Origin of the sequence: Pimelobacter sp. 30-1 (assembly GCF_018831735.1) — a bacterium.
In the GTDB taxonomy this organism is placed as follows: domain Bacteria; phylum Actinomycetota; class Actinomycetes; order Propionibacteriales; family Nocardioidaceae; genus Nocardioides.
On sequence record NZ_NHTS01000007.1, the window covers coordinates 163,979 to 178,646 of the forward strand.

Consider the following 14,668-nt stretch of genomic DNA (forward strand, 5'->3'; position numbering starts at 1 on the left):
CGGGGTGGCGCGGAGGCATCCGGTGGGCCGGAGCCTGGGGATGACCTCCCGCGATCAGCCGCCTGGGGACAACAGGTGGACGCTCCAGGGACCAGAGCGGCGGGCGAGACGAGCAGACCGGCACCTCACCGCACTCGCCCGCGCACGGCGCCAGCGCACACACCGCACCCGCGAGCGACCGGCGAGCTCAGAGCGCGCTGGCCGCCCCGCTGTCCAGGAACCACACCGTCTCGGCCTTGCCGGACACCCCGCGGGCGGGGGTGTCCTGGACGGAGCCCTCCTCGGCGAGCGCGCGGCGTACCACGTCGGCCTTGGCGTCGCCGCTGACCAGGAACCAGACCGACTGGGCGCGGTTGAGGGCCTCGAAGGTGAGGGTGACGCGGGCCGGTGGGGGCTTGGGGGAGTCCTCGACGGGGGCGGTGATGGCGTCGACGACGTCGAGTCCGGGGTGGTGGGGGAAGAGGGAGGCGACGTGGCCGTCGGGGCCGACGCCGAGCATGAGGACGTCGAAGTCCCCGCCGCCCTCGGAGCGGATCGTGGCGGCGTAGGAGGCGGCCGAGGCGGCGAGGTCGTCGGACTCGTCGGAGGCGGGGGCGGTGTGGACCCGGAAGGCGCCGACCTCGTCGAGGAAGGCCGCGCGGGCCTGGACCAGGTTGCGGTCGGGGGAGTCGGCGGGGACGTAGCGCTCGTCTCCGAACCAGAAGCTCACCGCGCCCCAGTCGACGCCGGAGGCGGGGGCCAGGCGGGCGATCTCGCGGTGGACCGCGTCGGCGATGGTGCCGCCGGTGAGGCCGATGTCGGGGACGTGGCCGGCGGCCTGGGCGTCGGCGATCCGGTTGAGGAGCTCGCCGGCGATGGCGGTGGCCAGGGCGGGCGGGTCCGGGTGGACCTCGACGAGGGGGGCGGGTCGGTCGGGGGTGGGCGTGGTCATCGCTGACGGTGCTCCCGGTAGTAGCGGACGAAGGCCTGGGTCGAGGTGTCCTGGGCGGCCAGCACGTCGGCGTCGCCGGCGAGTGCCGGGGCGATCTGGACGGCGAGCTGCTTGCCGAGCTCGACGCCCCACTGGTCGAAGCTGTCGATGCCCCAGACGACGCCCTGGGTGAACGTGATGTGCTCGTAGAGCGCGATGAGCTGGCCGAGGACGGACGGCGTGAGCGCGGGCGCCATGATCGAGGTCGTGGGCCGGTTGCCGGGGAAGACCCGGGCCGGGACGATCGCCTCGGCGGTGCCTTCGGCGCGGACCTCGTCGGCGGTCTTGCCGAAGGCCAGGGCCCGGGTCTGGGCCAGGAAGTTGGCGAGCAGCAGCTCGTGGACGTCGGTGGCGCCGTCGGCGAGCGGGTAGGTGGGCGTGGCGAAGGCGATGAAGTCGGCCGGGACGAGCCGGGTGCCCTGGTGGATCAGCTGGTAGAAGGCGTGCTGGCCGTTGGTGCCCGGCTCGCCCCAGAAGACCTCGCCGGTGTCGGTGGTGACGGGCGTGCCGTCCCAGCGGACGCGCTTGCCGTTGGACTCCATCGTCAGCTGCTGCAGGTACGCCGGGAAGCGGTGCAGCGACTGGGCGTAGGGCAGCACCGCGTGGGTCTGGGCACCGAGGAAGTTGGTGTACCAGACGTTGAGCAGGCCCATCAGCGCGGGCACGTTGCGCTCCAGCGGGGCGCTCTGGAAGTGCTCGTCGATGGTGCGGAAGCCGGCCAGGAACTCCTCGAAGCGCTCGGGGCCGATGGCGACGGCGAGCGAGGTGCCGATGGCGGAGTCGACGGAGTAGCGCCCGCCGACCCAGTCCCAGAAGCCGAAGGCGTTGGCCGGGTCGATGCCGAACTCGGCGACCTTGTCGAGCGCGGTGGAGACCGCGACGAAGTGGCGGGCGACGATGTCGGCGTCGGCGGGGGCGCCGTCGGCGACCGCGCGGACCCCGTCGACGAGCCAGGCCCGGCACAGGCGCGCGTTGGTGAGGGTCTCGAGGGTCCCGAAGGTCTTGCTCGACACGATGAAGAGGGTGGTCGCCGGGTCGAGCCCGGCGAGGGTCTCGGCCGCGTCGGTCGGGTCGATGTTGCTGACGAACCGGCACTCCAGGCCCGCCTGGGCGTAGGGCTTGAGCGCCTCGTAGGCCATCACCGGGCCGAGGTCGGAGCCGCCGATGCCGATGTTGACGACCGTGCGGATCGCCTCGCCAGTGAAGCCGCGCCAGGTGCCGGAGCGGACGTCGTCGGCGAAGGCGTAGATCCGGCGCAGGACGGTCTGGACCTCCTCGACGACGTCGGCGCCTCCGACCACGAGGTTGGAGTCGGCCGCGCGCCGCAGCGCCGTGTGGAGCACGGCGCGGTTCTCGCTGACGTTGATCTGGTCACCGCGGAACATCGCGTCCCGGCGCGCCGGCAGCCCGACCTCGGCCCCCAGCGCGACGAGCGCGTCGAGGACCTCGGCCGAGAGCAGGTTGCGGGACAGGTCGACGTGGAGGTCGCCCGCGTCGTACGAGAGGCGGTCGGTGCGGTCGGGGTCGTCGGCGAACCAACGACGCAGGTCGGGAGTGAAACCGTCGGCGAGCCGGGTCAGGCTCGCCCAGGCAGCGGTCGACCGGGGGTCGACGGGAGCCGCGCCCACCGGTTTCAGCCTCCGGCCTGGGCCATCTGCGCCTCGACGGTGGCGACGAGCTCCGTCCAGGAGGTCTTGAACTTGTCGACACCCTCGGTCTCGAGCACGGCGAACACGTCGTCGAGGTCGATGCCGGCCGCGGTGAGGCGGTCGAAGACCTGCTGGGCGGCGGCGCCCTGGCCGGTGACCTGGTCACCCTCGACCTCGCCGTGGTCGGCGAAGGCGAGGAGGGTCTTCTCGGGCATCGTGTTGACCGTGTCGGCGACGACGAGGTCGGTGACGTAGAGCGTGTCGGGGTACGCCGGGTTCTTGACGCCCGTGGAGGCCCAGAGCGGGCGCTGCGGGTGGGCGCCGGCGGCCGCGAGCGCCTGCCACCGGTCGGAGGCGAGGACCTCCTCGAAGGCGGCGTAGGCGAGGCGGGCATTGGCCACGGCGGCCTGGCCGCGCAGCGCGAGCGCCTCGTCGGAGCCGATCTTGTCGAGCCGCGCGTCGATCTCGGTGTCGACGCGGGAGACGAAGAAGGACGCCACGGACTGGATGGTGGCCAGGTCGATGCCGGCCGCCTGGGCCTGCTCCAGGCCGGCGAGGTAGGCGTCCATGACGCCGCGGTAGCGCTCGACGGAGAAGATCAGCGTGACGTTGACGCTGATGCCGGCCGCGATCACCGAGGTGATCGCCGGCAGGCCCTCGAGGGTCGCCGGGATCTTGATGAGCGCGTTGGGCCGGTCGACCGCCGCCCACAGCGCCTTGGCCGAGGCGACCGTGGCGTCGGTGTCGTTGGCGAGCGTGGGCTCCACCTCGATCGAGACCCGGCCGTCGGCGTGGTGCGCGGCCGCCACGGGAGCGAGCACGTCGCACGCGTTGCGGACGTCGTCGGTGGTGAGCGCGAAGATCACCTTGTCGGCGTCGGCACCGTCGGCGACGAGCCCGCGCACCTGGGCGTCGTAGCGCTCGCCGTCGGAGATCGCCCCGGCGAAGATCGTCGGGTTGGTGGTCACGCCGACCACCGACTTGTCGGCGACGAGCGCGGCGAGGTTGCCGGTCTCGATCCGCTCGCGGGACAGGTCGTCGAGCCAGATGGACACCCCCGCGTCAGCGAGGGCCTTCAGTCGTTCACTCATGGATCCTCCTCGTGCGGTGGTGGTGCGGGAGTCGTGAGGTCAGTCGCGAGCAGCCGCCGCGATGCTCTCCTTGGCGGCCTGGACGACGGCCTCGGGCGTGAACCCGAACTCGCGGAAGAGCGTGCCGGCGTCGGCACTGGCGCCGTAGTGGTCGATGCTGACGATGCGCCCGGCGTCGCCGACGTAGTCGCGCCAGCCCTGCTTGACGCCGGCCTCGACGGAGACGCGCGCCTTGACGGTGGGCGGGATGACCGCGTCGCGGTAGGCCTGGGTCTGGGCGTCGAACCACTCGAGGCAGGGGAGCGAGACGACGCGGGCGCCGATGCCCTCGGCGGCGAGCTTGTCGCGCGCGGCGACGGCGTGCTGGACCTCGGAGCCGGTCGCCAGCAGGACGACGTCGGGCTGGCCGCCCTCGGCGTCGAGCAGGACGTAGCCGCCCTTGGCGACGTCGTCGGTGGTGGCGTAGCCGTCGGTGCCGCGGGGGAACGTCGGGACGTTCTGGCGGCTGAGGATCAGGCCGGCGGGCCGGTCGTTGTTGCGCAGGACCTGGAGCCAGGCGGCGGCGGTCTCGTTGGCGTCGGCCGGGCGGATGACGTCGAGGCCGGGGATGGCGCGCAGCGCCGCCAGGTGCTCGATCGGCTGGTGGGTGGGGCCGTCCTCGCCGAGGCCGATGGAGTCGTGGGTCCAGACGTAGACGACCGGCGCCTTCATCAGCGCGCCGACGCGGACCGCGCCGCGCATGTAGTCGGAGAACGTGAGGAAGGTGCCGCCGAAGACGCGGGTGCCGCCGTGGACGGCGATGCCGTTCATGATCGCGCCCATGCCGTGCTCGCGGATGCCGAAGTGCAGGACGCGGCCCTGGTAGGGGTCGCCCGTCCACTCCTCGACGGAGCGGTCGACCGGCAGGAACGACGGCGCGTCCTTGATCGTGGTGTTGTTGGAGCCGGCGAGGTCGGCCGAGCCGCCCCACAGCTCGGGCATGACACCGGCGACGGCGTTGATGACCTTGCCGGACGCCGCGCGGGTGGCGACGCCCTTGGCGTCGGCCTCGAAGACCGGCAGGACGGCCTCGATGCCGTCGGGCAGGCGGCGGTCCTTGAGCCGGTGGAGCAGGGCGGCGCCCTCGGGGTTGGCCTCGGCCCAGGCGTCGTACTCCTTGTCCCAGGCGGCGCCCCAGGCCTTGCCGCGCTCGACGAGCGAGCGGGTGTGGGCCAGGACGTCGGCGGGGACCTCGAAGGTCTTGTCCGGGTCGAAGCCGAGGACCTTCTTGGTCGCGGCGACCTCGTCGGCGCCGAGGGCCGAGCCGTGGGCGGCCTCGGTGTTCTGGGCGTTGGGGGCCGGCCAGGCGATGACCGTCTTGAGCACGATCAGCGAGGGCTTGTCGGTGACCTCGTCGGCGGCCTTGATCGCGGCGTGCAGGGCCGGGACGTCCTCCTCGTAGCTCGCGAGGTCGGAGTGGTCGGTGCCGGTCCAGTCGACGGTCTGGACGTGCCACCCGTAGGCCTCGTAGCGCTTCGCGACGTCCTCGTTGAAGGCGATGTGGGTGTCGCCCTCGATCGAGATCCGGTTGGCGTCGTAGATGACGGTGAGGTTGCCGAGCTCCTGGGTGCCCGCGATGGACGACGCCTCGCTGCTGACGCCCTCCTCGAGGTCACCGTCGGAGGCGAGCACGTAGATGTGGTGGTCGAACAGCGACGCGCTCTCGCGGGCCTCGGGGTCGAGCAGGCCCTTCTCGCGGCGGGCCGCCATCGCCATGCCGACCGCGTTGGCCACGCCCTGGCCGAGCGGGCCGGTGGTGACCTCGACGCCGGCGGTGTGGCCGTACTCGGGGTGGCCGGGGGTCTTGCTGCCCCAGGTGCGCAGCGCCTCGAGGTCGCCGAGCTCGAGGCCGAAGCCGCCGAGGAAGAGCTGGGTGTAGAGGGTGATCGAGGAGTGGCCGCAGGACAGGATGAACCGGTCGCGGGCGATCCAGGCCGGGTCGGCCGGGTCGTGGCGCATGACCTTCTGGAACAGCAGGTACGCGGCCGGCGCGAGGCTCATGGCCGTGCCCGGGTGACCGTTGCCCACCTTCTGGACGGCGTCCATGGCGAGGACGCGGGCGGTGTCAACTGCCTTGCGGTCGAGGTCGGTCCACTCGAGCTCCGGGATCATGGCTCCGAGCCTACCGAGCGCCGCGGGGAGAGAGACATTCGCGTGGTGCCCGGCCGGTGTGCTGCCGGCCGGACACCACGACAGGCCCCGGCTAGGACCAGTCGGACGCGATCGCGTCCAGGTCGCCGTCGGCCGGGGTGGGGAAGTGGCGCGCACCCGGGAACCGCACCGCCGGCTCGGTCCAGGCCCCCGACGCGACGAGCCGCGCGATGTTGGCGCGGTAGATCTCGTCGACCTCCGCGTGCCGCCCCGGCTCGCTTTCGAGCCAGAGGTTGGCCGGGTGGATCGGCCGGTCGTACATCCGGCGGAACAGCTCGGTCCGGACGTCCTTGAGCCAGTTGGAGTTGAGGTTCATCATCCGGAACTGGCGCAGCGCCTCGATGTCGACCGGGGCGGTGATGATCGCGTTGGCGCCGGAGGAGGCGCGGGCGACCACGTGCCCGTTGTAGTCGACGATGTGCCCGTTGCCGCCGGCGATGTCGACGGGGTGCTCCGCCGCGGGGGAGGAGTACACCGGACCGGTGTTCGGGCACAGCATGTAGAGGCTGTTGAAGTGCGCGTGCGCCCGGTTCTGCAGGAGCCACGTGCCGCCGTCGTCCGGGCCCGCGGTGGTCATCGGCACCGCCTCGCTGGGCCGGTAGACGACCTCGGCACCGTTGAGGGCGAGCGCCCGCACGGCCTCGGGGTACTCGCCGTCGCTGCAGCAGATCGTGCCGATGTTGCCGATGTCCGGCGTGCGCAGCACCGGGTAGAAGGCGTCGATCCCGTCGCCGAACAGCTCGACCCAGCGGTCGTAGACGTCGTGCGGCGTGCACGAGTGCTCGCGGCACCACACGTGGTTCTTCGCGGCGCGGTGCACGATCTCGCCGCTCGGTGAGATCACCACCATGACGTTGAAGAACCGGTCCTCGATCACCTCGGGCCAGCGCGCCTTGCACTGCACGATGACGTAGGTGTCGTACATGCGCGCCAGCTCGGCGATCCGCTCGGTCTCGGGGCCGGGGATGTCGATGAACAGGTCGCGCGCGCTGCGGACGTGCGGGAGGTCGTAGATCTCGTCGGTGAAGCCGGTGAGCGCGCCCTCGGAGAGCGCCACGAGCTTGACCGGCATGTTGATCCCGACGATCGAGACCGCGGCATGGAAGGCCTCCTCGATCGTGTCGAGGTTGCGGGCGATGTGCTCGCGCGCCCCGATGCCGTGGACGTACGTCGACAGCCCGACCGCGAGGTACGGCGCGACGGGCGCGGCAGGCGTGGCGGGCCCCGTCACACCGCACCGCACCAGCGGATCGCCGCGGCCGCGTAGGCCTTGGCGGCGACGACGATCTCGTCGATGGCGCACCGCTCGTCGACGGCGTGCGCCATCGACAGCGAGCCCGGCCCCAGGCCGACCGCGGGGATGCCCGCGGCGGTGAACCAGGTGAGGTCGGTGGCGCTCGGGAACGGGCGCACGTCGGGCGCCCCGGCGTACGCCGTACCGGCGGCGGCCTGCTCGCGCGCCGCGACGACGGTCTGGCACAGCGGGTCGCTGCGGTCGGTGCGCCCACCGGGGTAGTGCATCGGCCACTCGACCTTGGGCAGGTTGCGCCGCAGCCACGGGTCGGCCTCGGCGGCTCGCGCGACCGTCGCGGTGATCTCGGACTGGATGGTCGCGACGTCGACCGACGGGGGGTAGAAGATCGCGTAGTCCAGCGTGGTCTCGTCCGGGATGAACGCGACGTTGCGCGCCGCGCGGGCGCCGCCGTCGATGACGTCCAGGCCGATGGTGAACTGCCCGGGCTCGAACAGCGGGTCGGTCAACGTCACCTCCCACTCGTCCTCGAGCCGGCGCAGCGCGTCGTGCACCCGCAGCGCGCTGTCGAGGGCGCTGGCGGCGATCGGCTCCTCGTCCGGGCTGCTGCGCAGCTGGGCGCGCATCAGCGAGCGCGCGGAGGCGTGCCCGGTCTTGCCGGTGACGGTGATCCGCATGACGAGCACGCCCGGCGTGGCCGGCATGACGCTCAAGGGGCCGACGGCACCGGTCGGCTCGGCGATGATCGCGCCGTGGGCGACGAAGCCGTTGCCGAGGACGAGCGAGGTGCCCAGGTGGTGCTCGAGGTTCTCCTCGCCGGCGACGCCCTGGAGGATCAGGTCGCCGCGCAGGCGGACGCCGGACTCGTGCAGCGCCCGGGCCGCGAAGGCCTGCGCCACGAGCCCGCTCTTCATGTCGACCGCGCCGCGGCCCCAGATGTGGGTGCCGTCGACGTGCCCGGCGAACGGGTCGTGGGTCCAGGCCCCCGCATCACCCGCCGGTACGACGTCCACGTGGCCGTTGAAGATCAGCGAGCGGCCGCCTCCGGTGCCGCGCACGACACCGACGACGTTGTCGCGCCCGGCCGCGTCGCCGAACAGCTGGGTCTCCGCGCCGGCCTCCCGGTAGTGCCCGGCGAGCAGCTGGGAGACCGCCGTCTCGCCGCCGACCAGGTCGTCGTAGTCCTGGTCGGGGTAGGTCGGGTTGATGCTCTGGATGGCGATCGCCTCCTGGAGCGTGCTGACCATCTCGTCGCGCATCCCGTCGAGACGGGCCAGGGTCTTGTCCGTGGCGGCGGTCATGCCGTCACCTCCTCGGTGTCGTGGACGATCTCGCCGCCCAGGTAGGTGCGCAGCACCCGGGTGCCCCGCAGGTCGTCGATGTCGCAGGCCAGCGGGTCGCGGTCGACGATGATCACGTCGGCGTGCTTGCCGGGTGCGAGGGTGCCGATGTCGTCCCAGCCGAGGACGCTCGCGGCGCCGGAGGTCCACATCCGCAGCGCGTCGAGGCGCGAGAGGCTCTGGTCGGGACCGTCGTTGCGGTGGTCGCTGCCCGCGAACCGGTGGGTCTGGGCCAGCTCGATCTGCTCCCAGGGGTTCTTCGGCCCCCAGTCGGAGCCGCCGGCCAGCTCGAGGCCCTGGTCGGTGAGGCGCTGGAGGGGCTCGAGGTCGCGCCAGGCGTGCTCGCCGATCCGCTCGCCGTACATGGCGCCCTTGCCCCACGCGAAGCCGGCGCTGGTGGTGACCTGGAAGCCCAGGTCCTTGTAGCGGCGGGCCTGCGCGGGGGTGATGGTGATCGCGTGCTGGAGGATCCAGTGCCGGTCGCGGAAGTCGTGCTCCTGCACGACCCGCTCGGCGATGTCGAGGAAGTCGTCGTGCTCGCGGAACGCACCCAGGCACATGTTGGCCCGGATGCCCTCGGTCGCGCAGTACCGGACGAACGCCTCCTCCTTCTCGACCGAGAGGAACCGGGTGCCGCGGGTGGGACGCCCGAACGGGTCCAGGGCCGGCTCGTACGTCGCGAAGTAGCCCGAGAAGCACGGCCCACCGGGGCTCATGGTGAGCCCGTCGAGGCGCAGCAGGTCGTCGGAGAGGTCGCCGACCTGCGCCGCGAGCCGGGGGAGCCGGGCGGCGAACTCCGCCTCTGAGAGCGGGTCGAACGGGTAGAAGATCACCGACTCGACGTCCAGGGTGGCCTGGATCCGCATCGTGAGAGCGCCCGCGGCCCGCAGGTGCTGGTAGAGCCCGACGTGCTCGGGCTCCATGGCGTGGCCCTCGTAGCCCGTGGTGACGCCCTGGGCGGTGAACCGCGCCATCTCGGCGAGCGTCCCGGCGGCCGCCGACTCCATGCTCGGCGGGGGGAGCTTGGTGAGGATCTGCCCCCAGAACGGGTCGTAGGTGTAGTAGTTCGTGACCGGTCCGCGCAGGATGCCGGTCAGGTCGCCCGCGTCGGTCTTCTCGATCTCGACGTCACAGACCTTGTCGGGGATGAACGCGCTGAGCCCGACGGCGCGCAGCCCGGCGCTGTTGAAGGCGACGACGTTGGGCATCCGCGGTGCCCAGGCCTGGATCATCACGGGGTGCTCGGCGGTGGCCGCGTCGAGGGTCCAGCGGTCGGGGAGGTGCCGCTCCAGCAGGTCCTTCTCGTTGCGCCGGATGAAGTAGTGCGGCTCGCCCACCGGCGTGCACATGATCCACTCGCCGGCCGGCGTCGTGGCGGCCTTGGCCCGGATCCGGGCGACGATGTCGGCGTGGTCGACGGCGTCGGTCAGGTCGACCATGCCGCCGGAAAGGATCCCGAAGTGCATGACGTGCGGGTGGGTGTCCACCAGGCCCGGCATGACGACCCCGCCGCCGGCGTCGACGCGCTCGGCGCCCGCTCCGGCGAGGTCCTCCATCGCGCGTCGCTCGCCCACGGCGAGCACCCGCCCTCCGGAGAGGACGACGGCCTCGGCCTCGGGGCGGTCCGGGTCGAGGGTGAGCACCCGCCCACCGGTGATGAGTGTGTTGGTCATAGGAGGCCCTTTCGGCGTGGTCGACAGTGACGTGCGCCACCGTAGCCCTGTTTTCTCCGTTTGGAGAAGACGGATTCCGAAATCGGCGCGGATACGATGCGGCCATGAGCTCGACCCCCTCCGTGCGCGAGCCCCGGATGGCCCGCGGCGTGGCGCGTCGCGAGGCCCTCCTCGACGCCGCGATCCGGCTCGTGGCCCGCGACGGCGTCGGTGCCCTGACCCACCGCTCGGTCGCGACCGAGGCGGGCACCACCCACGGCAATGCGCGCTACTACTTCGGGACGCTCGACCAGCTGCTCGACGAGGCGCTGCGCCGGCTGGCGACCCGCCAGATCGACGAGGTGCGCGCGGTCTTCTCCGAGCTGCCCTCGGCGGGGGTGGGGCAGCGCGTGGACCGGCTGACGTCGTACCTGATGGGGGCGCTGAGCGACGACCGCGACGCCGCGATCGCCCGCTACGAGCTCTTCCTCGCGGTGGCCCGCCGGCCCGCGCTCCGCGCCACGCTCGACGCCTGGGGCACCACCCAGCGCGCCGCGTTCGCCGGCGAGCTGCGCGGTGCGGGCGTCGCCGAGCCCGACGCCGCGGCCGCCGACCTGCTCACCGCGGTCAACGGTCTCGTGCTCGAGCACCTGGCGCTGCCGGTCGACGACTTCGAGGAGACCCGGTTGCGGCCGCTGGTCGCGAGATTCTTCCCACAGCACTGACCCCGTGTCCGCTTTCTCCCCCGAGAAGCGCTCGGGCTACACTCGGAGCGCTTCTACCCCTTGTTTGCGAGGACTTCCGTGACCTACGTCGACCCGACCGGCCCCGAGCTGCTGGCTGACGACGAGGGACCGCACAAGGCGACCTTCCGCGACGTGGTGATGGCGTACGTCGGGCTGACCAAGCCGCGCGTCATCGAGCTGCTGCTGCTGACCACCGTGCCGGTGATGTTCTTCGCCGCGCGCGGCGTGCCCCCGCTGGGGCTGGTCGTGGCCACCGTCGTGGGCGGCACGCTCTCCGCCGGGTCCGCGTCGGTCTTCAACTGCGTCTACGACCGCGACATCGACGAGCAGATGCGGCGTACCCGCCGCCGGGCGCTGCCGCGCCACATCGTCACCCCGAGGGCCGCGCTGGTCTTCGGCGTGGTGCTCGGCGTGCTCTCGACCGTGGTGCTGGCGGTGTGGGTCAACCCGCTGTCCGCGGTGCTCTCGGTCAGCGCCAACGCGTTCTACGTCTTCATCTACACGATGCTGCTCAAGCGGCGCACGACCCAGAACATCGTCTGGGGCGGTATCGCCGGCTGCTTCCCGGCCCTCATCGGCTGGACCGCCGTGACCGGCGAGCTCTCCTGGGTGCCGATCGTGCTGTTCGCGGTGGTGTTCTTCTGGACGCCGCCGCACACCTGGGCGCTGGCGCTGCGCTACCGCGAGGACTACGCGCAGGTCGACGTACCGATGCTGCCGGTGGTCAAGCCGGCCCGCACCGTTGCGCTCCAGATCGTGCTCTACAGCTGGGTCATGGTCGCGACGTCGCTGCTGCTGTGGCCCGTCGCCGAGACCGGTCTGGTCTACCCGATCGTGGCCGCGGTGCTCGGTGCGGTGTTCCTGGTGCAGGCGCACGGTCTGCACCGGCGGGCCAAGACGTCCGACGAGCTGAGCGTGCTCCAGCCGATGCGGCTGTTCCACTCGTCGAACCTGTACCTGTCGCTGCTCTTCGTCGCGGTGGCCATCGACCCGCTACTGCACTGATCGGTGCTTGCGGCGGCTGGTCCGGGCGGCGCGGGGGTGGTGGTGGGACGTGTTGCAATTGGGCACGAACCGCACAGAGTCGCCCCGAATCTTGCGGTTTGGTCCCAAACCGCAGCGCCCACACTCCGCTGAGCGCGCGCGCAGCAACCTGAGCGAAGTCCGCAGCCGACCTTGATCAGCCGCGGGGGCGGGTGGTGACCACGACCCGGGCGAGGCCCGCGGCGATCACCGCGGCGCCGAGCATGTGCAGCCCGACGAGGATCTCGGGCAGGTCGGTGAAGTACTGCACGTAGCCCAGCAGCCCCTGGGCCAGCTCGACCACGAGCAGCACGGCGGCGAACATCGCGAGCCGCTCGTCGCCGCGCCGGCGGGCGACCAGCGCGAGGGCGACGGTGAGGACGACGAGCAGCCACACCGAGTAGCCGTGGATGTGGGAGACGGTCGCCGGGTCGAGCCCGGTACGGCGCGAGTCGAGGTCGCCGGAGTGGGGGCCCGAGCCGGTCACGACGGTGCCGAGCCAGAGCACGACCCAGCCGACGGCGAAGGTCGCCCAGGCCAGGCGCGTGGAGACGACCGAGGCCACCGGGCGGACCGGGCCGGTGAGCTCGTCGAGGATCCAGACGCAGACGCCGACCATCGCCATCGAGACGAGCAGGTGCCCGGCGACCACCCAGGGGTTGAGGTCGGTCAGCACGGTGATGCCGCCGACGATCGCCTGGGCGGGGATGCCGGCGAGGACGACGAGGGCCAGCGTGCGCACCCGGCCGGCGCGCTGCCAGGCGGCGATCACGAAGGCGAGCGCGATGAAGAGCAGCACGTAGGTCAGCAGCCGGTTGCCGAACTCGATCACGCCGTGGATGCCGAGGGCACCGTGGGCGGTGTAGGACTCGTCGGTGCACTTGGGCCAGGTCGGGCAGCCGAGGCCCGACCCGGTCAGGCGGACGGCACCGCCGGTGACGACGATCAGGATGTTGGCGACGAGGTTGGCCCAGGCCAGCGGCACCAGGCGGGCGGCCAGGGTGCGCTGGAGGTCGGCGAGCCGGGACGTGGTGGTCACGTTCACTCCCACTTGAAGGTTCGGGCGGTCAGCGCGGAGCCGGCGACGGCCCAGGCCACGAGAACGACGAGGTCGCGTACGGCGACCACGCCGTCGCACGCGCTGCGCATGGCCTCGCCGAGCGCCCCCGAGGGCAGCCAGCGCACGACGTCGCCGAGGCCGCCGTACTGGTCGGCGGGGAGGACGACGGCACCGCCGGCGAGCAGCAGCAGGTAGACGAGGTTGGCCGCGGCGAGGGTGGCCTCGGCCCGCAGCGAGCCGGCCAGGAGCATGCCGAGGGCGGCGAAGGCGGCGGTCCCGCACAGCGCGGTCAGCAGGACCGCGAGGACGCCGACGACGCCGGAGGGTCCGGACCAGCCGAGCGCGAGCCCGACGCCGCCGATGACGACGAACTGGAACACCTCGACGACGAGGAGGGCGACGACCTTGCCGCCGAGCAGCGTGGAGCGCGACAGGGGAGCGGTGCCGAGCCGCTTGAGCACCCCGTAGCGCCGCTCGAAGCCGGTCGCGATCGCCAGCGAGGTGAACGCGGTCGACATGACGGCCAGGGCGAGGACGCCCGGGGTGAGCACGTCGATGGGCTTGCCGCCGAGGTCGAGACCGACCTTCTCGGAGCCGCGGACCGCGCCGACGAGCACGATCACGGGGATCACCACGGCGAGCAGGAGCTGCTCGCCGTTGCGCAGCATCAGGCGCGCCTCCATGCCCGCCTGCGTGACGAGCTGGCGGACGACGGGCGCGGCGCCGGGGGCGGGCGCGAACGTGCTCATGACAGGGTCTCCCGGCCGGTCAGCTCGAGGAAGACGTCCTCGAGGTTGCGCTGCCCCAGCGAGAGCGACTCGGGGAGCACGTCGTGGGCGGCGCACCAGGCCGCGACGGTGGCGAGCGTGGTGCTGTCGGCCGGTCCGGAGAGCTGGATGCTCAGCGGGTCGAGCTCGACGAGCTCGGTGGCCGGGCCGAGCTGGGTCGCGAGGGCGGCGGGCGCACCCGGCGGGAACGGCTGGGTGACGACGATGCGCAGGGTCGCGACAGTGCCACCGCGGGTGAGCTCGAGGGGCGTGCCGCTGGCCACGAGCCGGCCGCGGTCGACGATGTGCACCTTGTCGGCGAGGCGCTCGGCCTCCTCGAGGTAGTGCGTGGTGAGCACCACCGTGACGCCGTCGGTGCGCAGCTCGTCGAGAAGCTCCCAGACCGCCCGGCGGATCTGGGGGTCCATGCCGGCGGTCGGCTCGTCGACGAAGACCAGCTCCGGGCGCCCGATCAGCGCGAGCGCCAGGCCGAGCCGCTGCTGCTGGCCCCCCGACAGCCGCCGGTACGGCGTCCGCCCGCACTCGTGGAGCGCGAGCCGCTCCATGAGCACGCCCGTGTCGAGCGGGTGGGCGTGGAGCCGGGCGAAGTGCCGGAGCATCTCGTCGGCGCGCGCACCGCTCCACGCGCCGCCGGACTGGAGCATGACGCCGATCCGGGGGAGCAGCTCGCGCCGCTCACGCACCGGGTCGAGACCGAGCACCCGCACGGTGCCGGCCTGGGGGCGGCGGTAGCCCTCGCAGGTCTCGAGCGTGGTGGTCTTGCCGGCGCCGTTGGGCCCGAGCACGGCGGTGATCGTGCCCCGCTCGACGGTCAACGAGAGGCCGTCGACGGCGACGGTGTCGCCGTACCGCATCACCAGTCCGTCGACCTCGACAGCATGGTCAGCAGCGAGAGACACGGCGACAG

The 14,668-nt window shown here is 72.5% G+C and carries 12 protein-coding genes; 2 read left to right on the top strand and 10 right to left on the bottom strand.

Translation table 11 applies throughout. The features are described 5' to 3' along the window. Nucleotides 1–187 precede the first annotated feature (187 nt). The 7 genes from pgl to CCO04_RS19560 all read right to left on the bottom strand — a co-directional run bounded on the left by pgl (nucleotide 188) and on the right by CCO04_RS19560 (nucleotide 10,165). Nucleotides 188–931, bottom strand: a complete 744-nt coding sequence (pgl, locus tag CCO04_RS19530) for a 6-phosphogluconolactonase (protein WP_215815831.1) — start codon at nucleotides 929–931, stop codon at nucleotides 188–190. Continuing rightward, nucleotides 928–2,598, bottom strand: coding sequence for a glucose-6-phosphate isomerase (gene pgi, locus CCO04_RS19535; RefSeq protein WP_215815832.1), 1,671 nt, complete (start codon nucleotides 2,596–2,598; stop codon nucleotides 928–930). Before pgi ends, pgl begins: the two co-directional genes overlap by 4 nt. 5 nt (nucleotides 2,599–2,603) lie before the next feature. Continuing rightward, nucleotides 2,604–3,710: a transaldolase gene (gene tal / locus CCO04_RS19540; protein WP_215815833.1), complete on the bottom strand. Its 1,107-nt coding sequence runs from the start codon at nucleotides 3,708–3,710 to the stop codon at nucleotides 2,604–2,606. Nucleotides 3,711–3,749: 39 nt separating this feature from the next. Next, nucleotides 3,750–5,861 (bottom strand): transketolase, encoded by a 2,112-nt coding sequence (gene tkt / locus CCO04_RS19545; RefSeq protein ID WP_215815834.1) that lies wholly within the window; start codon nucleotides 5,859–5,861, stop codon nucleotides 3,750–3,752. A gap of 91 nt (nucleotides 5,862–5,952) precedes the next feature. Further along, complete coding sequence (locus CCO04_RS19550) at nucleotides 5,953–7,131, bottom strand: nitrilase-related carbon-nitrogen hydrolase (protein ID WP_215815835.1); 1,179 nt, start codon at nucleotides 7,129–7,131, stop codon at nucleotides 5,953–5,955. Next, complete coding sequence (locus CCO04_RS19555) at nucleotides 7,128–8,453, bottom strand: M20 family metallopeptidase (RefSeq protein WP_215815836.1); 1,326 nt, start codon at nucleotides 8,451–8,453, stop codon at nucleotides 7,128–7,130. The genes CCO04_RS19550 and CCO04_RS19555 overlap by 4 nt, the downstream gene beginning before the upstream one ends. Then, entirely contained in the window at nucleotides 8,450–10,165 is a 1,716-nt protein-coding gene (locus CCO04_RS19560; protein WP_215815837.1) for an amidohydrolase, read from the bottom strand. The genes CCO04_RS19555 and CCO04_RS19560 overlap by 4 nt, the downstream gene beginning before the upstream one ends. Nucleotides 10,166–10,269: 104 nt before the next feature. On the opposite strand from CCO04_RS19560, the gene CCO04_RS19565 reads away from it, so the two are divergent. Both CCO04_RS19565 and CCO04_RS19570 read left to right on the top strand, forming a co-directional pair. Beyond that, a complete protein-coding gene (locus tag CCO04_RS19565; RefSeq protein ID WP_215815838.1) occupies nucleotides 10,270–10,869 on the top strand; it encodes a TetR/AcrR family transcriptional regulator in 600 nt (199 codons plus the stop codon). Nucleotides 10,870–10,977: 108 nt separating this feature from the next. After that, entirely contained in the window at nucleotides 10,978–11,895 is a 918-nt protein-coding gene (locus tag CCO04_RS19570) for a heme o synthase (RefSeq protein WP_252373615.1), read from the top strand. Nucleotides 11,896–12,070: 175 nt separating this feature from the next. On the opposite strand, the gene CCO04_RS19575 is transcribed toward CCO04_RS19570, so the two are convergent. From CCO04_RS19575 to CCO04_RS19585, 3 genes are read right to left on the bottom strand one after another with little or no spacing between them, the layout of a single operon-like run. Next, nucleotides 12,071–12,952 carry a COX15/CtaA family protein gene (locus tag CCO04_RS19575; RefSeq protein WP_308281371.1) on the bottom strand — a complete coding sequence of 294 codons (882 nt, stop codon included), beginning with the start codon at nucleotides 12,950–12,952 and terminating at the stop codon, nucleotides 12,071–12,073. 2 nt (nucleotides 12,953–12,954) lie between these two features. Continuing rightward, nucleotides 12,955–13,722: an ABC transporter permease gene (locus tag CCO04_RS19580; protein ID WP_215815841.1), complete on the bottom strand. Its 768-nt coding sequence runs from the start codon at nucleotides 13,720–13,722 to the stop codon at nucleotides 12,955–12,957. Continuing rightward, on the bottom strand, nucleotides 13,719–14,615 hold the full coding sequence (locus CCO04_RS19585) for an ABC transporter ATP-binding protein (protein WP_215816088.1): 897 nt from the start codon (nucleotides 14,613–14,615) through the stop codon (nucleotides 13,719–13,721). Before CCO04_RS19585 ends, CCO04_RS19580 begins: the two co-directional genes overlap by 4 nt. Between the last annotated feature and the right edge of the window lie 53 nt (nucleotides 14,616–14,668).